This is a genomic window from Pseudomonas sp. 21615526 (assembly GCF_013386245.1).
GTDB lineage: Bacteria > Pseudomonadota > Gammaproteobacteria > Pseudomonadales > Pseudomonadaceae > Aquipseudomonas.
Genome location: NZ_JACAOM010000009.1, coordinates 23,217 through 44,798 on the forward strand (window position 1 = coordinate 23,217; position 21,582 = coordinate 44,798).

Below are 21,582 nucleotides of genomic sequence, written 5' to 3' on the forward strand. Positions count from 1 at the left end.
AATACGGGCCAGCCTTGGATAGTTTGAGCGTTAAGCCTTACTTGCCCGTCTTGACCTTGGTCCAGCTACGGGTCATCAAACGTTGCACTTTCGGGGGTAGCTCGAAGTTGACAAAAGTCCGGTCGAGAACCGCCTGCGGTGGGTAAACCGCTTCGTCGGTGCGTATCGATTGCTCCATCAGTTTGTCCGCCCCTGGGTTAGGGTTGGCGTAACCGACGTAATCACTGACCTGAGCGATCACTTCAGGTTTCAGCAAATAGTTGATGAAGGCGAGGGCCTCTTTGACGTTGGTGGCATCCTTGGGGATGGCCAGCACGTCAAACCACAGGTTGCCGCCTTCTTTCGGAATCACGTAGGCGATGTTCACGCCTTTGCCCGCCTCGGCTGCACGAGCCTTGGCCTGGAACACATCACCGGAGAAGCCGGCCGCCACGCAGATGTTGCCGTTGGCCAGGTCCGAGATGTATTTGGAAGAATGGAAGTAGGTCACGTAGGGACGCACTTTCAGGAGTTTCTCTTCAGCCTTCTTGTAGTCTTCAGGGTTGGTGCTGTTGGGGTTGAGGCCCATGTAGTTGAGCACCGCCGGCAGCATTTCATCCGCCGAGTCCATGAACGACACACCGCAACTCGCCAGCTTCTTCATGTTTTCCGGCTCGAACAGCACGGCCCAGGAATCGATCTTGTCGACGCCCAGCACTTCTTTGACTTTATCTACGTTGTAACCAATACCGTTGGTGCCCCACAGATACGGCACGGCGTACTGGTTGCCCGGATCGTTCTTTTCCAGGCGCTTGAGCAACGCCGGGTCGAGGTTGGCGTAGTTGGTCAGTTGCGATTTGTCGATTTTCTGGAACGCCCCGGCCTTGATCTGCTTGCCAAGGAAGTGGTTAGACGGCACTACCACGTCATACCCGGTACGCCCGGCAAGTAACTTGCCTTCCAGGGTTTCGTTGGAATCAAACACGTCATAGACCGGCTTGATGCCGGTGGCCTTTTCAAAGTTGGCCAGGGTGTCCGGGCCGATGTAGTCCGACCAGTTATAAATATGCACAGTCGGGGCGGCCTGCACGCTGACAGCCAGCGTGATACCTGCACCCACCAGCAAGGCTTTGCGAAATAAAGAAATTGGCAAGTGGAGGTCCTCTTAAATAGTTGGGCCCGAAGTTGTTGCCCGGCAACAAAACCGGCGCGCAACTTACCCTCGATAAACCGATCCGGCAAAACTTTCTGTCATTTAATTGTTTCGCTAACCACCGCGCGCATCGCGGCAGTTAGCAAAACAGGTATCAAAGCGGCTTTACTTGCCCGATTTGATTTTGGTCCAGCTGCGGGTCATTTCCCGCTGAGTAGCAGCCGGCAAGTCAGCAATGGCATACAGCTTGGCTTGCACGTCCGCTGGCGGATAAATGCCTGGGTCGCTGGTGATGTCTTTGTCGACCAACGCGGTAGCTTTCTCGTTACCGTTCGGGAAACGTACGCTGTTGGTAATGCCCGCCATGACTTCCGGCTTCAGCAGGTAGTTCATGAACTTGTAGGCAGCGTCGACGTTCTCGGCATCTTTAGGGATGGCGACCATGTCATAGAAGCTGCCGGCACCTTCTTTCGGAATGTCGTAGGCAACCTTGACCTTGCCACCGGCTTCAGCCGCGCGGGACTTGGCCTGTTGCACGTCACCCGAATAACCCACGGCTACGCAGATGTTGCCGTTGGCCAGGTCGGAAATGTACTTGGACGAGTGGAAGTAGCCGATCGAAGGACGCAGCTTGAGGAACAGGGCCTCGGCTTGCTTGAGGTCTTCCTTCTTCTGGGTGTCGGTCGGCAGGCCCAGGTAATGCAGTGCCACTGGCAGCATTTCGGTTGGCGAGTCGAGGAAGCTCACACCGCAGCCTTTGAGCTTGGCGAGGTTTTCCGGCTTGAGGATGGTGTCCCACGAGTCGATCTTGTCGATGCCCAGTGCGGCCTTGACCTTCTCCGGGTTGTAGCCGATGCCGATCGAGCCCCACATGTACGGGAAGGCGTGCTTGTTGTCCGGGTCGCTGATGGACACGGCTTTAAGCAGGGACTTGTTCAGGTTGTCGTAGTTCGACAGCTTGGACTTGTCCAGTTCCTGGTAAACACCGGCCTTGATCTGCTTGGCGAGGAAGTTGTTCGACGGCACGACAATGTCGTAGCCGGACTTGCCTGCCAGCAACTTGGCTTCCAGGGTTTCGTTGGAGTCGAACACGTCATAGACCACCTTGATCCCGGACTCTTTTTCAAAGTTCGCGATGGTGTCCGGTGCGATGTAGTCGGACCAGTTATAAACGTGCAGCACTTTATCGTCGGCGTTTGCCGCGCCTGCCATGGCCCCCATCAGGGACAAGGCCAGGAGGGTCTTGCCAGCGTTCTTCAAACCTAATGCCTTCATTCGGTCATGCTCCAATTTTTTCTTTTTTGGGCCACGTTCGTTCTTTACTTACAACGTGTTTCGCAGCCCGTCTAAGGGCGACAAAACAGGGCGACAGTCTGGCAAGTTCAGGGGCCGGCTTTCAACCAATGCCCCGCTTTTCTAACACCCCAGAAGCAGCGCCCGACAGGCGCTGCGTTCTGAGCCTAGCATTTAGCCCTGCAATGCCGCCAAAGTCAGGTCCAGGCAGTGCCGCGCCTTGGTCACCAACTCGTCTATCTCGGCCTTGCTGATCACCAACGGTGGCGAAATGATCATGGTGTCGCCCACGGCGCGCATGATCAGGCCATTCTCGAAGCAGAACGTGCGGCAGATCATGCCAACACCACGGCCTTCATAACGCTTGCGCGTTGCCTTGTCCTGAACCAGTTCGATGGCACCGAGCATGCCCACACCGCGAACTTCACCCACCAGCGGGTGATCAGCCAGTTCCCTCAAACGCTTTTGCAAATAGGGTGCCGTTTCGTCGTGCACGTGCTTAACAATTTGTTCATCGCGCATGATGCGGATGTTTTCCAGGGCTACCGCTGCCGCCACCGGGTGACCGGAATAGGTGAAGCCGTGGTTGAAATCACCGCCTTCGTTCAGCACGGCGACCACTTCGTCGCGCACGATCAGGCCACCCATCGGGATGTAGCCGGAGGTCAGGCCCTTGGCGATGGTCATCATGTCGGGCTTGAGGCCGTAGAAATCGCTACCGAACCACTCACCGGTGCGGCCAAACCCACAGATCACTTCGTCAGCCACGAACAGAATGTCGTACTTGGCGAGGATTTCCTTGATGCGCGGCCAGTAGCTGTCTGGCGGCACGATCACGCCACCGGCACCCTGGATCGGCTCGGCAATAAAGGCACCGACGTTGTCCACGCCCAGTTCCAGGATCTTCTCTTCCAACTGGTTGGCCGCCCACACGCCGAATTCTTCCGGGCTCATGTCGCCGCCTTCGCCGAACCAGTAAGGCTGGGCGATGTGGACGATGCCCGGGATCGGCAAGTCGCCTTGTTCATGCATATAAGTCATGCCGCCGAGGCTGGCGCCGGCCACGGTTGAACCGTGGTAGCCATTCTTGCGGCTGATGATGGTTTTCTTGTTCGGCTGGCCTTTGATCGCCCAGTAGTGGCGGACCATACGCAGCATGGTGTCGTTGCCTTCGGAGCCGGAGCCGGTGAAAAACACGTGGTTCATGCCCTGCGGGGCGATATCGGAGATGGCTTTGGCCAGTTCCAGCACCGGCGGGTGGGCGGTCTGGAAGAACAGGTTGTAGTAAGGCAGTTCTTTCATCTGCTTGGCGGCCGCATCAGCCAGTTCATCGCGACCGTAACCGATCGCCACGCACCACAGGCCGGCCATGCCGTCGAGAATCTTGTTGCCTTCGCTGTCCCACAGGTAAACGCCGTGGGCTTTGGTGATGATCCGTGGGCCTTTCTCTTTCAATTGCTTGAAGTCGCTGAACGGCGCCAGGTGGTGATCGCTGCTCAAGGCTTGCCATTCACGGGTTTGCGGGTTGTTGCTGGACATACCAATCTCCTAGATGTTTCAGGTGAGGGCGCGCCGTTTGAAGGGCGCGCCCGGCGCATCAGACGGCAAAGAGCAGGAATTCCCGCTCCCACGAACTGATCACGCGCTTGAAGTTTTCATGCTCGGCCCGCTTGACCGCGACGTAGCCTGTGATGAATTTGTGACCCAGGTATTTCTCGATGGTCTTGCTGTTTTCCATGCGTTCCAGGGCGTCTTCGATGGTCAGCGGCAGGCGCAGGTTGCGGCGCTCGTAACCACGGCCCACCACCGGCGCGCTTGGGCTGATGCCTTCGACCATGCCGATGTAGCCACACAGCAAGCTGGCGGCGATCGCCAGGTACGGGTTGGCGTCGGCACCGGGCAGGCGGTTTTCCACCCGACGGTTTTGTGGGCCGGCGTCCGGAACCCGCAGGCCAACGGTGCGGTTCTCTTCGCCCCACTCCACGTTGACCGGCGCCGAGGTGTCGGGCAGGAAGCGGCGGAACGAGTTGACGTTAGGGGCGAACAGCGGCAACAGCTCGGGGATGAATTTCTGCAGGCCGCCGATGTGGTGCAGGAACAGCTCGCTCTTGGTCCCGTCTTCATTGGAGAACACGTTCTTGCCGGTGGCGATATCGATGATGCTCTGGTGTAGGTGCATTGCGCTGCCGGGCTCGCCGGTCATGGGCTTGGCCATGAAGGTGGCCGCCACGTCGTGCTTGAGCGCCGCTTCGCGCATGGTGCGCTTGAACACCAGGATCTGGTCGGCCAGGGACAGTGCGTCGCCGTGACGGAAGTTGATTTCCATCTGCGCCGTGCCGTCTTCGTGGATCAACGTGTCGAGGTCCAGTTCCTGCAATTCGCACCAGTCGTAGACGTCTTCGAACAACGGGTCGAATTCGTTGGCCGCTTCTATAGAGAAGGACTGGCGGCCGGTCTCCGGGCGACCGGAACGGCCAATCGGCGGTTGCAGCGGGAAGTCCGGGTCTTCGCAGCGCTTGGTCAGGTAGAACTCCATCTCCGGCGCCACGATGGGCTGCCAGCCCTTGTCGGCATAGAGCTTGAGGACTTTCTTGAGCACGTTGCGCGGCGACAGCTCGATCGGGTTGCCTTGCTTGTCGTAGGTGTCGTGGATCACCTGGGCCGTAGGCTCTATGGCCCAGGGCACGAGGTACACCGCGTTCTCGTCCGGGCGGCAGATCATGTCGATGTCGGCCGGGTCGAGCAATTCGTAATAGATGTCGTCTTCGACATAGTCGCCGGTCACGGTCTGCAACAGAACGCTTTCGGGCAGGCGCATGCCTTTTTCGGCGATGAACTTGTTGGTCGGCGAGATCTTGCCCCGGGTGATGCCGGTGAGGTCGCCAATCATGCATTCGACTTCTGTGATCTTGTGGTCTTTCAACCAATCGGTGAGCTGGTCGAGGTTGTTACTCATAAATGCCTCTGGGCTGTGTTTCCTGACATCCATTAAAGGTCAGGCGTAAGTTGACGCAGCATCCGCGTCGCGTTGCATCACCCGCTTTCGACAGGCATTGCCAAATGCCTGGAAGATTGCGAGGTAGTGCGGGTTAGAGCTTACCTGCCATTCGGGGTGCCATTGCACTCCTAAAGCAAAAGCCTTGCCCGCGGGCACTGAAAAGCCTTCGATCAGGCCATCCGGCGCGGTGGCCTCGACCTGGAAACCGGCCGCCAGGCGATCAATGCCCTGTGAATGAATCGAGTTGACCTGGATCGTCGACGGCAAGCCCAGGCTTGCCAATACCCCATTCGGGGAGATGGTTACCGGATGTGCCGGGCCGTACTGGATGTCCAGCGGCTGGGTGTCGTCTTCGCGGTGATCCATCATGCCCGGCACTTCATGAACCTTCTGGTGCAGGCTACCGCCAAACGCCACGTTCATTTCCTGGAAGCCACGGCAAATCCCCAGTACCGGAACACCGGCCGCTATGGCTGCACGCAGCAGCGGCAGGGTGGTTTGGTCCCGTGCAGAATCATGAGCAGTCCCGGGCGCGCTGGCCGGACCGTCGTAGTGAAAGGGTTCGATATTGGAAGGTGAGCCGGTAAATAGAATGCCGTCCAGGCCGTCAAGAATATTGGCCGGGTCGAGCAGATCCGCCAGGGACGGAATAATCAACGGCAAGCCCTTGGCAGCGGTGGCCACTGCACGGACGTATTTGTCGCCACTGATGTGATAAGCATGCAGACCGACCTGTTTGGAGCAGGCGGTGACGCCGATTAACGGCAGGCGAGACATGAAGCACCCCGGTATTATTGCTGTTATGGGTTTGAATCGAGCTTAGCCTTGTTCATTTTTTTACACAACACCCCCGTAAAAAATACAACACGGCCCGCTCAAACGTGCTGGTTCCAAGAGCCCCAATCCCAAAAAATTGCCCCAAAAAGCCCCAAAAAAGCCCTCACGGCGCTTTTTTAGGGCAAAAAAGGCCTCGCTTGACTTCGGCATGCCGTTCGGGTTGACTGAAACCCGAAGAGATCAATGATTGATATTTTTAACAACAAAGGTGTTGCATCATGTCGGTACCCCCGCGTGCCGTTCAGCTTAACGAAGCGAACGCGTTCCTTAAGGATCATCCTGAGGTTCTGTACGTAGACCTTCTAATTGCGGATATGAATGGTGTGGTGCGCGGCAAGCGCATCGAACGCACCAGCCTCCACAAGGTTTACGAGAAGGGCATTAACCTGCCTGCCTCTCTATTTGCCCTGGATATCAACGGCTCAACGGTGGAAAGCACCGGCCTGGGTCTGGACATCGGTGATGCTGACCGAATCTGTTATCCAATCCCCGACACCCTGTGCAATGAACCCTGGCAAAAGCGCCCAACCGCGCAACTGCTGATGACCATGCACGAACTCGAAGGTGAACCTTTCTTCGCCGATCCTCGCGAAGTACTCCGCCAAGTTGTAAGCAAATTTGACGACCTCGGTCTGACCATCTGCGCCGCATTCGAGCTGGAGTTCTACCTGATTGACCAGGAGAACGTGAATGGCCGGCCACAACCGCCCCGCTCGCCGATCTCCGGCAAACGCCCGCACTCGACACAGGTCTACCTGATCGACGACCTCGACGAATACGTCGACTGCCTCCAGGACATTCTGGAAGGTGCAAAAGAGCAAGGCATCCCTGCCGACGCCATCGTCAAGGAAAGTGCCCCGGCGCAGTTCGAAGTGAACCTGCACCACGTTGCCGACCCTATAAAGGCCTGCGACTACGCGGTACTGCTCAAGCGCTTGATCAAGAACATCGCCTACGACCATGAGATGGACACCACCTTCATGGCCAAGCCTTACCCGGGCCAGGCAGGCAACGGCCTACACGTGCACATTTCGATCCTGGACAAGGACGGCAAGAACATCTTTGCCAGCGAGGATCCCGAGCAGAACGCCGCATTGCGTCACGCGATCGGCGGTGTGCTGGAGACCCTACCCGCCCAAATGGCGTTCCTGTGCCCTAACGTCAACTCCTACCGTCGTTTCGGCGCACAGTTTTACGTGCCGAACTCGCCGTGCTGGGGCCTGGATAACCGCACCGTGGCGATTCGCGTACCGACCGGCTCGTCCGACGCCGTACGTATCGAACACCGTGTGGCCGGGGCTGATGCCAACCCTTACCTGCTGATGGCTTCGGTATTGGCGGGCGTGCATCACGGCCTGACCAACAAGATCGAGCCTGGCGCACCGGTGGAAGGCAACAGCTACGAGCAGAACGAACAGAGCCTGCCGAACAACCTGCGTGATGCACTGCGCGAGTTGGACGACAGCGAGGTGATGGCCAAGTACATCGATCCTAAATACATCGATATCTTCGTCGCCTGTAAGGAAAGTGAGCTGGAGGAGTTCGAACACTCCATCTCCGACCTTGAGTACAACTGGTACCTGCATACCGTGTAAGCGGTTGCCGGGCTAAAAAGAACGCCGCAGGCCTTTGGCCTACGGCGTTTTTTTATGGCTGTTGTGGCGAGGGAGCCTGCTCCCGCCGGGCTGCGAAGCGGCCCCAATAAGAACACCGGGTTCTTTCAGGCGGAACCGAGGTGCAGGTCTTGGGCCTGCTGCGCAGTCCAGCGGGAGCAAGCTCCCTCGCCACAGGGTATGGATCATCCAGTGGCTCTGCGTACAATGCCCGCTGCCCTGTAGGAGACTTCAATGAATCGCCCTGCCACTCCTCGCAAACCCCGCGCCCGCAGCCAGGCCCGGATCGACGCGATCCTCGATGCCGCCCGCACCTTGCTGGCCGCCGAAGGCGTGGCCAGCCTGTCGATCTACAGCGTGGCCGAGCGGGCGCAGATTCCACCGTCATCGGTGTATCACTTCTTCGCCAGCGTGCCGGCGTTGCTGGAGGCGCTGACCGCTGACGTTCATGCGGCCTTTCGCGCGGCCATTCAGGCGCCCATCGATCATGATTCACTCAAGCACTGGCGCGACCTGTCCTGCGTGGTGGAGCAGCGCATGCTCAGCATCTACAGCAACGACGCCGCCGCCCGCCAATTGATCCTGGCCCAGCACGGGTTGACCGAAGTGACACAGGCCGACCGCCAGCACGACCTGGAGCTGGGAAACCTGATGTTTGAGGTGTTCAACCGGCACTTCGAGGTGCCGAGCCTGCCCGCCGATGTCGACGTGTTTGCCCTGGCCCTGGAACTGAGCGACCGCGTCTACGCGCGCTCGGTGCATCAGCATGGGCAAATCACCCCGCGCATGGCCGAGGAAGGCATGCGGGTGTTTGATGCGTATGTGGGGCTTTATCTGCCGGCGTTCTTGCCCAAGCGGGTGGCTGCGCTCTGATTTTTTGTTGCCTGTCCGGGCCTCTTCGCGAGCAAGCCCGCTCCCACATTCGACCGTATTCCAAAGGTAGCACTCGGTCAAATGTGGGAGCGGGCTTGCTCGCGAAAGCAATCTTGAGAACGACAAAAACCCCGACAGGCTTTCACCTTCGGGGTTTGTGCGAACCATTGATCACAACTTGGCGATCGACACCTCGGTGGATTTCACGAAGGCAATCACTTCACTGCCGATCACCAGTTCCAGCTCTTTCACCGAGCGGGTGGTGATCACGGAAGTGACGATGCCGGACGCGGTCTGTACGTCGATTTCCGACAGCACGTCGCCTTCGACGATTTCCTTGATGGTGCCTTTGAACTGGTTACGCACGTTGATGGCTTTGATAGTCATGGTCGTTCTTCCTGTGTAAGACAAGTGAGTTATTGAGCCCAACGCAATTGCGTAGGCAGCGGTGAAACAGGTTCGGGTTCCGGCGGGGTGCCGGGCAGCGACAACACACGGTTAAGCACTTCGGTTTCCAGCGCCGCCAGGCGGTGGGAGCCACGCACCCGCGGACGTGGGAGTTCCACGTGCAGGTCGAGGCCGATTTCGCCGTCTTCGATCAAAATCACCCGGTCGGCAATGGCCACGGCTTCGCTGACGTCGTGGGTCACCAGCAACACGGTGAAGCCGTGCTTCTGCCAGAGGTTCTCGATCAGTTGCTGCATCTCGATCCGGGTCAGGGCATCCAGCGCCCCCAGCGGTTCGTCCAGCAGCAACAGGCGCGGTTGGTGGATCAGGGCGCGGGCCAGGGCCACGCGCTGCTTCTGGCCACCGGACAACGCCGCCGGCCACTCATTGGCGCGCTCGGCCAGGCCGACCGCTTCCAGCGCTTCCAGTGCCTGCGGGCGCCAGTTGCCCTTGAGGCCAAGACCCACGTTGTCGATGATCTTTTTCCACGGCAGCAGGCGCGCTTCCTGGAACATCAACCGCGTGTCTTCAATCGCTTCGCTCAGCGGCGCGGAGCCGGCGAGCAGTTCGCCGCCGCTGGCTTTGTCCAGCCCGGCCAGCAGGCGCAGCAAGGTACTTTTGCCGCAGCCACTGCGGCCCACGACCGCCACGAATTGACCGGCAGGAATATGCAGGTCGATTTCCTTCAGCACTTCCCGCGCGCCGAAAGCCTTGCGCAACTTGCGCACTGCCAGGGGAATGCCCCGCAGCAGGCGTGGAGGTTGTTGAGCGGTCATGCCGCACCTCCTTTATTCACTTGATAAGCCGGGTGCCAGCGCAGCCAGACTCGCTCCAGGCCTCGCGCCGCCAGGTCTGCCAGCTTGCCGAGGACCGCGTAAAGCACGATCGCCAGAACCACCACGTCGGTCTGCAGGAATTCCCGGGCGTTCATCGCCAGGTAGCCGATACCGGAACTGGCGGAGATGGTTTCCGCGACGATCAACGTCAGCCACATAAAGCCCAGCGCGAAGCGCACGCCCACCAGAATCGAAGGCAAGGCGCCCGGCAAAATCACTTGGCGAAACAGGCTGAAACCGGACAGGCCATAACTGCGGGCCATTTCCACCAGCGCCGGGTCGACGTTGCGGATGCCGTGGTAAGTATTGAGATAGATCGGGAACAGCGTGCCGAGGGCGACCAGGAATATCTTCGCCGTCTCGTCGATGCCGAACCACAGGATCACCAGCGGGATCAGCGCCAGGTGCGGCACGTTGCGGATCATCTGCACCGAGCTGTCCAGCAGGCGTTCACCCCAGGTCGACAGGCCGGTGATAAACCCCAGGGTCAGGCCGATGCTGCCGCCGATCACAAAGCCCAGGCCCGCACGCCAGCCGCTGATGGCCAGGTGGGTCCAGATTTCGCCGCTGCGCACCAGGCTGACACCCGCTTCGATCACCGCGCTGGGTGCCGGCAGAATGCGCGTCGACAACCAGCCGGCCGAGACGGACAGCTGCCATACCGCCAGCAACAGGATCGGCAGCGCCCAGGGCGCCAATCGATGACTTAACTTTTCAAGGTTCATGGCGGCGCCTCAGCTCTGGGACGCAGCTTTGGGAAGAATGTCGTTGGCGACCATTTCGCCGAACGGGCTGACGTAGCCGGCGCCTTTCGGCAACTCGGGACGCTCGATGTCCAGGTGCGGGAACAGCAACTCCGCTACGCGATACGACTCTTCCAGGTGTGGATAGCCGGAGAAGATAAAGGTATCGATACCGAGGTCCGCGTATTCCTTCACCCGCGCGGCCACGGTCGGGCCATCGCCAACCAGTGCCGTGCCGGCGCCACCACGTACCAGGCCTACGCCCGCCCACAGGTTGGGGCTGACTTCCAGATTGTCGCGGCTGCCGCCGTGCAAGGCGGCCATGCGTTGCTGGCCTACGGAATCAAAGCGCGACAACGACGCCTGGGCGCGGGCGATGGTTTCATCGTCCACGTGGGAGATCAGTTTGTCGGCGGCCTGCCAGGCTTCGGCGTTGGTTTCACGCACGATCACATGCAGGCGAATGCCGAAGCGCAGGGTACGTCCGAGCTTGGCGGCCTTGGCGCGAACCTGTGCAATCTTTTCCGCCACCGCAGCCGGAGGCTCGCCCCAGGTCAGGACCATTTCCACTTGTTCGGCTGCCAGGTCCTGGGCCGCTTCGGAGGAGCCACCGAAATACAGCGGCGGGCGCGGTTGCTGGATCGGCGGATAGAGCAACTTGGCGCCTTTGACGCTGATGTGCTGGCCGTCGTAATCGACGGTCTCGCCTTCCAGTACGCGGCGCCAGATGCGGGTGAACTCCACCGACGCCTGGTAACGCTCTTCATGGCTCAGGAACAAACCGTCGCCGGCCAATTCATCCGGGTCTCCACCGGTCACCAGGTTGAACAACGCGCGGCCGCCGGACAGACGATCCAGGGTCGCGGCCTGACGCGCAGCCACTGTCGGGGAAATGATCCCGGGGCGCAGCGCGACAAGGAATTTCAAGCGTTGGGTCACCGGGATCAGCGACGCCGCCACCAGCCACGAATCTTCGCAGGAGCGGCCGGTGGGGATCAGTACCCCGCCGAAGCCAAGGCGGTCGGCCGCCTGGGCCACTTGCTGCAGATAACCGTGATCAACGGCGCGAGCGCCTTCGGCGGTGCCAAGGTAATGGCCGTCGCCGTGGGTAGGCAGAAACCAGAAAATATTGAGGCTCATGGAGTTGTCTCCTGAAGAAGTCGGATTACGGCGCTTTGGCAACGGCGGCAGGTGGTGTCCAGATCACGTCCTTGATGCTCAAGGGTTTGGGGATCAATTTGAGTTGGTAGAAGCTGTCGGCGATTTTCTGCTGCGCCGCGATCACTTCAGGCGTCAGGAACTGCGCACCGTAGCCCTGGCGTTTTACCGAGGTCAGGGTGATGTCGGCCGGCAGGCCCAGCAGCGGAGCAACTTGTTCGGTGACTTGTTCCGGGTTGGCCTTGGACCATTCGCCCACGGCGCGGACTTCTTCCACCAGCGTCTTGATCACTTCAGGGTGTTTTTCGGCGTACGGCTTGGTGGCCAGGTAGAACTGATGGTTGTCGGCAATGCCGGTGCCGTCACGCAGGGTGCGGGCTTGCAGTTGCTTCTCGGCGGCTGCCTGGTACGGGTCCCAGATCACCCAGGCATCGACGCTGCCACGCTCGAACGCGGCGCGGGCATCGGCGGGCGGCAGGAACACGGTCTGCACGTCGGTGTATTTCAGGCCGGCATCTTCCAGGGCACGTACCAGCAGGTAATGCACGTTGGAGCCTTTATTGAGGACGACTTTCTTGCCCTTGAGGTCTTGCACCGATTTGATTGGCGAGTCTTTCGGTACCAGGATCGCTTCGCTGGTAGGCGCCGGCGGTTCATAGGCGACGTAGAGCAGATCGGCACCGGCAGCCTGGGCGAACACTGGCGGGGTTTCACCCGTCACGCCGAAGTCGATGGAGCCTACGTTCAATCCTTCCAGCAACTGCGGGCCGCCGGGAAACTCGGTCCACTGCACTTGCACGCCCTGCTCGGCCAGGCGCTTTTCCAGCGAGCCCTTGGCCTTGAGCAGCACCAGGGTGCCGTATTTCTGATAGCCGATCCGCAAGGTTTCGGCGGCCTGGGCTTGAACAATGGCGCCGAAGGACACAGCCGCAGCAAACAGTGCGACCAGACCACGACGCAAGATGACAGTGCGCATGGCGCTCTCTCCAAATATACGATTAGGGGGTTGGCTGCACCTGCTTGGCCGTTGGCGGCTGAGTAAGGTGAGTAGTACTTGTCGAATTCAGGTAAAGCTGGGTAAGGCTTAAATGCTCCAGCGAGCACTCAACAAACGTTCATTCAACACATTGGGGTCAAGGGGTTTCGGGCGGCGGGCCATGGCGCTGTAGAACGTCTCCAAAGCCTCGCTCAAGCGTTGTTCCAGCACCGGCACCAGTTGCGCCTGGGCGCTGCCTTCGCCGTAGGCGATCTGGCTGTCTTCGGCGAAAATCCCGTGGAGCAATTCCTGGGCTTTCAATGCCGACAGCACCGGCTTCAGCGCGTAGTCCACCGCGAGCATGTGGGCGATGCTGCCGCCGGTGGCCATCGGCAACACTATTTTGTGGGCCAGGGCGCGTTCAGGCAGCAGGTCGAGGATGGTTTTCAGCGCGCCGGAAAACGAAGCCTTGTACACCGGCGTGGCAATCACCAGGCCATCGGCGTTCGCCACTTGCTGCAACAGGTCGATGATTTTCGGGCTATCGAACCGCGCGTGCAGCAAGTCTTCGGCCGGGAAGTCCCGTATCTGATAACTCACCACTTCCACGCCTTGTTGCTGCAACCAGTTGCGGGTGTGATCCAGCAAGACCCCGGACCGGGAACGTTGGCTGGGGCTACCACCAAGTGTTACGACCAGCATGTAGGAAATTCCTTTGGAAAGTGTCGGCGGTTCGCTATGTGGCGATGGCGCCAAGATGGGACAGACCATATCAGCCAATTTATATATCTATAAATCTTATTTTTTCATTTGTTTATTCTTTAAATGCATATGCTGCCGACTAAATCGCAGGCATAAAAAAAGGCCGTCGAAACGGCCTTAAAACCCCTGCTATGTGAGACTTGAAATGCGCGCAAGTGTGGGAGCGGGCTTGCTCGCGAAAGCGGTGTGTCATTCAAAGATGCATCAACTGACAGTGCGCATTCGCGAGCAAGCCCGCTCCCACATGTGGTTGTGTGTCAGCGATTCGGTTGAGGGGTGAGCCGCAGGTACGGCTTCACCGCCCGGTAACCCTTCGGAAAGCGTTTCTTGATCTCTTCCTCGTCCTTGAGCGACGGCACTATCACCACTTCGTCACCGTCCTGCCAGTTGGCCGGGGTCGCGACTTTGTGGTTGTCGGTCAGTTGCAGCGAGTCGATCACCCGCAGGATTTCGTGGAAGTTGCGACCGGTGCTGGCCGGGTAGGTGATGGTCAGGCGAATCTTTTTGTTCGGATCAATCACGAACAGCGAACGCACGGTAAGGGTGTCACTGGCATTCGGGTGGATCAGGTCGTACAGGTCGGAGACCTTGCGGTCAGCGTCGGCCAGGATCGGGAAGTTGACGATGGTGTTCTGGGTTTCGTTGATGTCTTCGATCCACTTGTGGTGGGAGTCCACCGGGTCCACCGACAGCGCAATGGCCTTGACGCCCCGCTTGGCGAATTCATCCTTGAGCTTGGCGGTGAAACCCAGCTCGGTGGTGCACACCGGGGTGAAGTCCGCCGGGTGGGAAAACAGCACGCCCCAGCTATCGCCCAGCCACTCGTGGAAGCGAATCTTGCCGGCGCTGGAATCCTGTTCAAAGTCGGGGGCGATGTCGCCCAGTCTGAGGCTCATGGTGTGGCTCCTGATGAGTGCTTATGGAGCCCACTGTGCCTGTGTCGCGGATTATTTAAAAAGAATAAATATCGATTTATCTAGACGATAAAGGAATATTAAAAATCTGTTCATTGGACTTGGCAACGGGCGTGGATCAACATCCGCTTCAAGGTTCGAGAAGGCCTTGAGACGCTGTACAAAGAGGGGTTCAGGACGGGCTTGCGGGGGTTGAGCCCGGCTTGAAAAGTAAAGCACCCTGCCCGGCATTGCGCCGGGCAAGGTTTTACGCTCTTACTTGAACGCGTAGGTGTAGCTGAGGATTACGCGGTTTTCGTCCTGGGAACGGGTGTTCGCCAGGTCGGTACGCCACATCGCGTTTTTCCAGGCAACGCCCAGGTTTTTCAGCGGACCTTCTGGAACAACGTAAGCCAGGGTCAGGTCGCGTTCCCACTCGTTACGCTCGCCGACGGTGGTGTCGATGTTGCTACCTTTGAGGTAAACCACACCGGCAGTCAGGCCAGGTACGCCGATCTTGGCGAAGTCATAGGCGTAGCGAGCTTGCCAGGTACGTTCGCCAGCACGGGCAAACTTCTGGATTTGCATGTCGGTGATGGTGCTGTTCGACGAGCCGTCACCTTGGTTCAGCCAAGGGAAGTCGCTGTCGCCCTTGGTGTACTGGTAGCCAGCACCGAAGGTGTGACCGGCAACCGAGTACAGCGCCAGGTAGCTGTACAGGTCGTTGTCGACCTTACCTTTGACCTTGGTGGCGTTGGTCGGATGATCCGAGTAGTAGCCGGAGGTGTAGTAACCGGCAGTATCACCGTTGGCACCGTTGTCACGGCTGCGGTAGTAGCGCAGGTCACTTTTCAGGACGCCAGGACCGATCGCCCAGTTGTGGACCAGGCCCAGGAAGTTCTGAGAGTAGAAATCCTTCAGCTCGCCGAAGTAGTACGAAGCGGTCAGGTCTTTGTTGATTTTGTAGTCAGCACCGGCGTAGTAGAACTTGTTGACGAAGTTACCAGCGTCGTAGTTCGAGCTGCCGTTGGCACCGGCCAGGGACAGACCTTCATTGTTGCTGGAGTTACGGCCTTTGGAGTGCTCGATCTGACCAGCAGTCAGGGTCAGGTCCTTGAACTCGTTCGAAGAGATCTCGCCGCCCTGGAAGGTTTGTGGCAACAGACGACCGTCGTTGGTCTTGATCACCGGGTTGTTCGGCTGCAAGGTACCGATCTTCAGCACGGTTTGGGAGATCTTGACCTTACCGGTCACGCCCAGGCTGGCGAAATCGTGAACGGCCTTGTTGCCATCACTTGGGAACACGGTGCCGCCGGAAGCAGTACCAGTGTAGTTACCGTGATCAGCGCGGCTGGAATCCAGACGCACGCCGTACAGGCCGATGGCGTCAAGACCGAAGCCCACAGTACCTTGGGTAAAACCCGAGATGAAACGCAGGTCGAAACCCTGACCCCATTCAGCGTTTTTGCTGCGGGTGTTCGAGGTAGCCGATGGCTTCAGATCGCGGTTGTCGGTGTTGATGTAAAAGTTACGTACGCCCAGCGTGATCTTGCTGTCATCGATAAAACCAGCGGCGCCTGCTTGTTGGGCGATTGCCCCCAAAGCTACGGCCAACGCCAATGTTGACTTCTTCATGTACCGCTCCTCTCATTTCTAATTTTTGTATTTCTTAGGTCTCGGGTCTGACGCCCTCGATCCACAGATGCGCGATTAGCACCGGATAGTGACTGACAAGTCAATCGTAACCTTGTGTGTCTACTACTTTCGTCTAACCGCAGTTAATTTGGTCCTTGCAGGGTAATGAGTTTTTCATACACCCAAAAAGAATTGTTTCGTCCTTTTTCATACCATTCAGGAATAACGCTTTCCATGGGACGGTCAAGCCGACAGGCGATGCCGCTCCATAAGCGTTTTCCGAAAGAGTATGTCTTTGCGCTTTTTTAGATCGTTTTGTGTTGACCAAACGGGGTCATACGTCACTCACGATCAAAAACGCGACGCCATCATGGCCAAACGCACATCATTCCGTCAATTTGTTACAGTTTTTGTATCGATGAAACTTTTCTGCCGTCCCAGCAATCCACCTCACCGTACCCGGTGATAATGTCACTTTGATGTCAGTTATATGTATAAATTGGCAAACCCTGTGTTCAGGGCCGATGCATCCGCCGAGGAGCATGACTCGCCAAAGTGACAGGCGAGAGGATTGCCCCCTCGCCCCTTCAGGCTTACAACGCCTTTTCGAAAATCTTCGAATTACGCTGATAGTTGTATAACGACGCCCGCGCCGACGGCAGGCGATCCACCGTGCTCGGCACAAAACCACGCTCGCGGAACCAGTGGGCGGTACGGGTCGTCAGCACGAAGAGCGTCTTCAAACCCTGGGCCCGGGCACGGGTCTCGATGCGCTCCAGCAGTTCGTCACCGCGACCGCCATGGCGGTACTCGGGGTTCACGGCCAGGCACGCCAGCTCTCCTGCGTCGGAGTCGGCGATCTGATACAGCGCCGCACAGGCGATGATCATGCCTTCACGTTCCACCACGCTGAACTGCTCGATTTCCCGCTCCAGCACTTCCCGGGAACGACGCACCAGAATCCCCTGCTCTTCCAGCGGGCTGATCAGGTCCAGCAACCCGCCGACGTCTTCAATCGCCGCTTCGCGCACCAGTTCGAACTGTTCCTGGGCCACCAGCGTACCGCCGCCATCCCGGGTGAACAGCTCGGTCAGCAAGGCGCCGTCTTCGGCATAACTGACAATGTGGCTGCGCCCTACGCCGCCCCGGCAAGCCTCGGCGGCCGCGTCCAGCAATTCGGCCTGGTAGTTGTTGCCCAGGCGTTGCAGGTGCGCGGGCACCTGTTGCGGCCGCAATTCACGCACCAGGCGGCCGTGCTCGTCGATCAGGCCGAGATCGGCACCGAACAGCAGCAACTTGTCCGCGCCCAGGTCGATGGCCGCGCGGGTGGCGACGTCTTCACAGGCGAGGTTGAAGATTTCGCCGGTAGGCGAGTAGCCCAGCGGCGACAGCAGCACGATGGAGCGCTCGTCCAGCAGGCGGTTGATGCCCTTGCGGTCGACCCGGCGCACTTCGCCGGTGTGGTGATAGTCGACGCCTTCAAGCACACCGATCGGGCGCGCCGTCACCAGGTTGCCGCTGGCCACCCGCAGGCGCGAGCCCTGCATCGGCGAGGACGCCATGTCCATCGACAACCGCGCTTCGATGGCGATACGCAGATGGCCGACCGCATCGATCACGCACTCCAGGGTTGCGGCATCGGTGATGCGCAAGCCTTCGTGGTAAGCCGGGGTCAGGCCGCGGGCGGCGAGGCGGGTTTCAATTTGCGGGCGCGAACCGTGGACCAGCACCAGTCGCACGCCCAGGCTGTGGAGCAGCACCAGGTCGTGGACGATATTGCCGAAGTTCGGGTGCTCTACACCATCGCCCGGCAGCATGACGACAAAGGTGCAATCCCGGTGGGCATTGATGTAAGGCGAAGCGTGACGAAGCCAATTGACGTATTCGGGCATAAAAACCTGGGCCTGTAATAAAAAGCAGCCAAAAAAGGATGAATCGCAAAACGCACAGCGGGCTGTTGGTTATCGTCGGAACAGGCTTGGCGACACGCTCGCTCTCCTTCTATGTACGGATGGGCAGGGGTTAATTTATGCAGGTGTCAGGCAGTAATGTTGAATCAGTTCACGCAATAGACGCACTGTAGGCGTCAAGCGTGACATTTCAAGGTACTCGCCTGGCTGGTGGGCGCAGGCGATATCGCCAGGGCCAAGCACCAGGGTCTCGCAACCAAGGCGCTGAAGATAAGGCGCTTCGGTGCCGAACGCCACTGCTTCGGCGCGATGACCGGTAAGTCGTTCAGCTACCCGCACCAATTCTGCATCCTCGGCCTGCTCGAACGGCGGCACTTCGGGGAACAGCGGCGCGTAGTCGATCTTCACCTGATGGCGCTCGGCCAAGGGTTCGAGCTTCTGCCGGATGGCAGCGCGCAGCACCTGGGGATCCATGCCCGGCAGGGGCCGCAGGTCGAATTCCAGGGAGCATTGGCCGCAGATGCGGTTGGGGTTGTCGCCACCGTGGATGCAGCCGAAGTTCATGGTCGGCTGTGGCACGCTGAACTGCGGATTGCGGTATTCGCGCTGCCAGGCCAGGCGCAGGCCACGCAGTTCGCCAATGGCGTCATGCATGGCTTCGAGGGCGCTGTGGCCCAGGCTTGGGTCCGACGAATGGCCGCTGCGCCCGAGGATATCAATGCGCTCCATCATTACGCCCTTGTGCAGGCGGATGGGTTTGAGGCCGGTGGGTTCACCGATCACCGCCGCACGGCCCAAGGGACGACCCGCCTCGGCCAGTGCACGAGCACCGGCCATGGAGCTTTCTTCATCGCAGGTAGCAAGAATCAGCAGCGGCTGCTTGAAAGGCTGGTCGAGCAACGGCTGGACGGCTTCGATCACCAGGGCGAAAAAGCCCTTCATGTCACAGCTGCCCAGTCCTACCCAGCGGCCGTCGACTTCCGTCAGCTTGAGCGGATCGGTCTGCCATAGGGCGCCGTCGTACGGCACGGTGTCACTGTGGCCCGCCAGCACCAGGCCGCCAGGGCCGGTGCCGAAACTGGCCAACAGGTTGAATTTGCCTGGGCTGACCTGCTGGATGTCGCAGGCAAAGCCCAGGTCTGCCAGCCAGGTGGCGAGCAAATCGATGACCGGGCGGTTGGATTGGTCGAGAGAGGCCTGGGTACAACTGACCGAAGGCGCGGCAATCAGCGCGGCGAATTGTTCTTTCATGGACGGTAAAGGCATGCGCTGTCTCTCAACTTCCCGGACGAACCCCATCATAGAGCTATCTGAGTGACACAATAAACCGTTGCGGCACGTTGCCGGGCTCAGTCCTGTACACTGCACGACCTTGGCAGCCACTCTTTTCCCCGGCTGCGCTCCCGATCCTGGATTTTCCGGCCATGCAGAAAGAAACCGAAATCAAGCTCCGTGTCAGCCGCGAAACCCTCGCCGCGCTGCGTGAGCACCCGTTACTGAAAAAACGCAACAAAAGTGGCTGGGAACGCCGTGAGTTGATGAACCAGTACTTCGACACCCCGGAACGCGACCTGGCCCAGGCCAAAGTGGCCCTGCGCCTGCGCAAAGACGGCGACGAAGTGATCCAGACCCTCAAGACCCGTGGCCAGAGCGTCGCCGGCTTGTCGGAACGCAATGAGTACAACTGGGACCTGGCCAAAGCCAAGCTCGACGTGAAGAAACTCGACGGCGAATGCTGGCCCGAGCAACTGGCCGAGCTGGACAAAAAGACCCTCAAGCCGATCTTCACCACCGATTTCGTCCGCGAACGCGCTGAAATCGCCTGGGGCCGCGGCAAGGCCAAGGTGGTGATCGAAGCCGCCCTGGACCTGGGCCACGTGGTTGCCGGCAAGCAGAAAGAAGAAATCTGCGAGCTGGAACTGGAACTGCGCGAAGGCGACCCGGCCGCCCTGCTGGAGCTGGCCGCTGAACTGGCCGCGACCCTGGCGCTGATGCCGTGCGATATCAGCAAGGCCGAGCGTGGCTATCGCCTGTTCGACGCCAACAGCTACTCCCTGAGCCTGCCGGCACCGGTGCTGCACGCCGAAATGCCGCTGGACGACGCATTTGCTGCCGTCATGTGGCATCTGTTGGGCAGCAGCCAGCGCCTGGCCGAGCAATACCGTTTTAACGGCCACTGGCGTCTGCTGCAGGACTGGGTGGAAAACCTCGGCGAACTGCGGGCCCTGCTCGGCAGCCTCGGCCAGGCCGCACCGCGTCAGTCCACCAGCGAATTGCGCGCCGCACTGGACGCCTTACTGGAAGACTGGCGTCCGCTGGTCCAGGCCGGTGACGACGATGAAGACATCCGCAAGGCCGCGCCGGAGCAGTTCGCCGAAGAACTGGAAGACGTGCGCTGGGGTTTGTTCTCCCTGACCACTTCCCGCTGGCTGCTGGCCCGCACCTGGGCCGCGGATCGCAACGTGCGTGGCAATCGCCAGGGCGCTGCACAGCTGGCCAACTGGCTGCCGCGCCTGCTGGCCGATGACGCCGTTGCCCTGCAACTGCCGCGCTACCAGCAACAGCCGGAAGACCTGGCCGAGCAACTGCCGCGTATCGAACGCATCCTGGCCTGGCTGCACCATGCACGCCAGGTGCTGGATATCGCCGAGCTGGACCGTTTGTATGGCGAGCTGAACAAGCTGGCGCACCTGGCCAACCAGCCGATCACCGATGAGTCGCTGGATGCGCGGATGCATCAGGCGATTGCGGTGTATCAGAATCGCGCCTGGAAAACTCTGCTGCGCCTGTAAAACCCTTGTGGTGAGGGAGCTTGCTCCCTCGCCACTCAAGTCAGGCCATGGCAACTATCAGCGCAACACCGGCAAACTCGTGGTGGACTTGATCTCCGACAAGGCCACTATCGAGTTGACCTCCTGAATCCCCGGCACCATCGAGAGTTTTTCGAAGAAAAACCGCTCATACGCCTCGATGTCCGACGTGACGATCCGCAGTAGAAAGTCCACCGCCCCCATCAGCACATAACATTCCAGCACTTCCGGAAAACCGCGAATCGCCTCGGTGAATTCAGTGAAGTTGGAACGGCCGTGGGCGTTGAGTTTCACCTCGGCAAAAATCTGCGTATTAAGGCCGATTTTCTTGCGATCCAGCAGGGTGACCTGGCCGCGAATCACACCCTCCTCTTTCAGCCGCTTAATCCGGCGCCAGCACGGCGACTGCGACAGGCCGACCTGTTCGGCGATCTGCGCGCTGGAGAGCGAAGCGTCTTCCTGCAACAGCGCGAGAATGCGCCGGTCGTACACGTCCAATTCAGCGTGCATAAAAATACCCATTAATCATTATTTAAAGAATTACATGATTCTCTTATAAGCCAATACAGGCTGTTTTAGATAAGAAATCTCCCGCGACGAATGCAAAAATTTCTCCAGTCGAATCTGGCGAATCATCATGCACGTCGTCGAAGCCTCCCACCCCGC

General features: G+C 59.3%; 19 protein-coding genes. 3 read left to right on the forward strand and 16 right to left on the reverse strand.

Annotated features, from left to right (window positions below):
- Positions 1-37: 37 nt before the first annotated feature.
- The 5 genes from HX786_RS04095 to HX786_RS04115 form a co-directional block, all read right to left on the reverse strand.
- The gene (locus HX786_RS04095) at positions 38-1,132 is read right to left on the reverse strand and encodes a polyamine ABC transporter substrate-binding protein (RefSeq protein WP_063026413.1); all 1,095 of its coding nucleotides are present in this window, start codon (positions 1,130-1,132) and stop codon (positions 38-40) included.
- Positions 1,133-1,297: 165 nt separating this feature from the next.
- Positions 1,298-2,392 carry a polyamine ABC transporter substrate-binding protein gene (locus HX786_RS04100; protein ID WP_177009125.1) on the reverse strand — a complete coding sequence of 365 codons (1,095 nt, stop codon included), beginning with the start codon at positions 2,390-2,392 and terminating at the stop codon, positions 1,298-1,300.
- Positions 2,393-2,599: 207 nt separating this feature from the next.
- The gene (locus HX786_RS04105; protein ID WP_003213889.1) at positions 2,600-3,964 is read right to left on the reverse strand and encodes an aspartate aminotransferase family protein; all 1,365 of its coding nucleotides are present in this window, start codon (positions 3,962-3,964) and stop codon (positions 2,600-2,602) included.
- 58 nt (positions 3,965-4,022) lie between these two features.
- Positions 4,023-5,381: a glutamine synthetase family protein gene (locus HX786_RS04110; RefSeq protein WP_003213891.1), complete on the reverse strand. Its 1,359-nt coding sequence runs from the start codon at positions 5,379-5,381 to the stop codon at positions 4,023-4,025.
- Positions 5,382-5,420: 39 nt separating this feature from the next.
- The gene (locus HX786_RS04115) at positions 5,421-6,200 is read right to left on the reverse strand and encodes a gamma-glutamyl-gamma-aminobutyrate hydrolase family protein (RefSeq protein ID WP_003213893.1); all 780 of its coding nucleotides are present in this window, start codon (positions 6,198-6,200) and stop codon (positions 5,421-5,423) included.
- Positions 6,201-6,478: 278 nt separating this feature from the next.
- Here HX786_RS04115 and HX786_RS04120 point away from each other — a divergent pair, with 278 nt between their 5' ends.
- On the forward strand, positions 6,479-7,855 hold the full coding sequence (locus HX786_RS04120; protein WP_003213894.1) for a glutamine synthetase family protein: 1,377 nt from the start codon (positions 6,479-6,481) through the stop codon (positions 7,853-7,855).
- 252 nt (positions 7,856-8,107) lie between these two features.
- Positions 8,108-8,746, forward strand: coding sequence for a TetR/AcrR family transcriptional regulator (locus HX786_RS04125; protein WP_003213896.1), 639 nt, complete (start codon positions 8,108-8,110; stop codon positions 8,744-8,746).
- A 171-nt stretch (positions 8,747-8,917) separates the two neighbouring features.
- Here the strand turns inward: HX786_RS04125 and HX786_RS04130 are convergent, their stop codons facing one another.
- The 10 genes from HX786_RS04130 to argE form a co-directional block, all read right to left on the reverse strand.
- A complete protein-coding gene (locus HX786_RS04130; protein WP_003213899.1) occupies positions 8,918-9,133 on the reverse strand; it encodes a molybdopterin-binding protein in 216 nt (71 codons plus the stop codon).
- A 29-nt stretch (positions 9,134-9,162) separates the two neighbouring features.
- A complete protein-coding gene (ssuB, locus tag HX786_RS04135) occupies positions 9,163-9,969 on the reverse strand; it encodes an aliphatic sulfonates ABC transporter ATP-binding protein (protein ID WP_008438906.1) in 807 nt (268 codons plus the stop codon).
- Positions 9,966-10,754, reverse strand: a complete 789-nt coding sequence (ssuC, locus tag HX786_RS04140; RefSeq protein ID WP_008438905.1) for an aliphatic sulfonate ABC transporter permease SsuC — start codon at positions 10,752-10,754, stop codon at positions 9,966-9,968. Before ssuC ends, ssuB begins: the two co-directional genes overlap by 4 nt.
- A gap of 9 nt (positions 10,755-10,763) precedes the next feature.
- Positions 10,764-11,912 (reverse strand): FMNH2-dependent alkanesulfonate monooxygenase, encoded by a 1,149-nt coding sequence (gene ssuD, locus HX786_RS04145; RefSeq protein ID WP_003213905.1) that lies wholly within the window; start codon positions 11,910-11,912, stop codon positions 10,764-10,766.
- A 25-nt stretch (positions 11,913-11,937) separates the two neighbouring features.
- On the reverse strand, positions 11,938-12,906 hold the full coding sequence (locus tag HX786_RS04150; RefSeq protein WP_003213907.1) for a sulfonate ABC transporter substrate-binding protein: 969 nt from the start codon (positions 12,904-12,906) through the stop codon (positions 11,938-11,940).
- A gap of 108 nt (positions 12,907-13,014) precedes the next feature.
- The gene (ssuE, locus tag HX786_RS04155; RefSeq protein ID WP_003213909.1) at positions 13,015-13,608 is read right to left on the reverse strand and encodes an NADPH-dependent FMN reductase; all 594 of its coding nucleotides are present in this window, start codon (positions 13,606-13,608) and stop codon (positions 13,015-13,017) included.
- A 317-nt stretch (positions 13,609-13,925) separates the two neighbouring features.
- Positions 13,926-14,564 (reverse strand): peroxiredoxin, encoded by a 639-nt coding sequence (locus HX786_RS04160; protein ID WP_003213910.1) that lies wholly within the window; start codon positions 14,562-14,564, stop codon positions 13,926-13,928.
- 273 nt (positions 14,565-14,837) lie between these two features.
- Entirely contained in the window at positions 14,838-16,196 is a 1,359-nt protein-coding gene (locus tag HX786_RS04165) for an OprD family porin (protein WP_003213912.1), read from the reverse strand.
- A 593-nt stretch (positions 16,197-16,789) separates the two neighbouring features.
- Complete coding sequence (argA, locus tag HX786_RS04170) at positions 16,790-18,088, reverse strand: amino-acid N-acetyltransferase (protein ID WP_003213914.1); 1,299 nt, start codon at positions 18,086-18,088, stop codon at positions 16,790-16,792.
- 135 nt (positions 18,089-18,223) lie between these two features.
- Positions 18,224-19,372, reverse strand: coding sequence for an acetylornithine deacetylase (gene argE, locus HX786_RS04175; protein WP_003213916.1), 1,149 nt, complete (start codon positions 19,370-19,372; stop codon positions 18,224-18,226).
- Between the two features lie 158 nt (positions 19,373-19,530).
- Here argE and HX786_RS04180 point away from each other — a divergent pair, with 158 nt between their 5' ends.
- On the forward strand, positions 19,531-20,898 hold the full coding sequence (locus HX786_RS04180) for an inorganic triphosphatase (protein WP_003213918.1): 1,368 nt from the start codon (positions 19,531-19,533) through the stop codon (positions 20,896-20,898).
- A gap of 57 nt (positions 20,899-20,955) precedes the next feature.
- On the opposite strand, the gene HX786_RS04185 is transcribed toward HX786_RS04180, so the two are convergent.
- Positions 20,956-21,426, reverse strand: a complete 471-nt coding sequence (locus HX786_RS04185) for an Lrp/AsnC family transcriptional regulator (protein ID WP_178911760.1) — start codon at positions 21,424-21,426, stop codon at positions 20,956-20,958.
- Between the last annotated feature and the right edge of the window lie 156 nt (positions 21,427-21,582).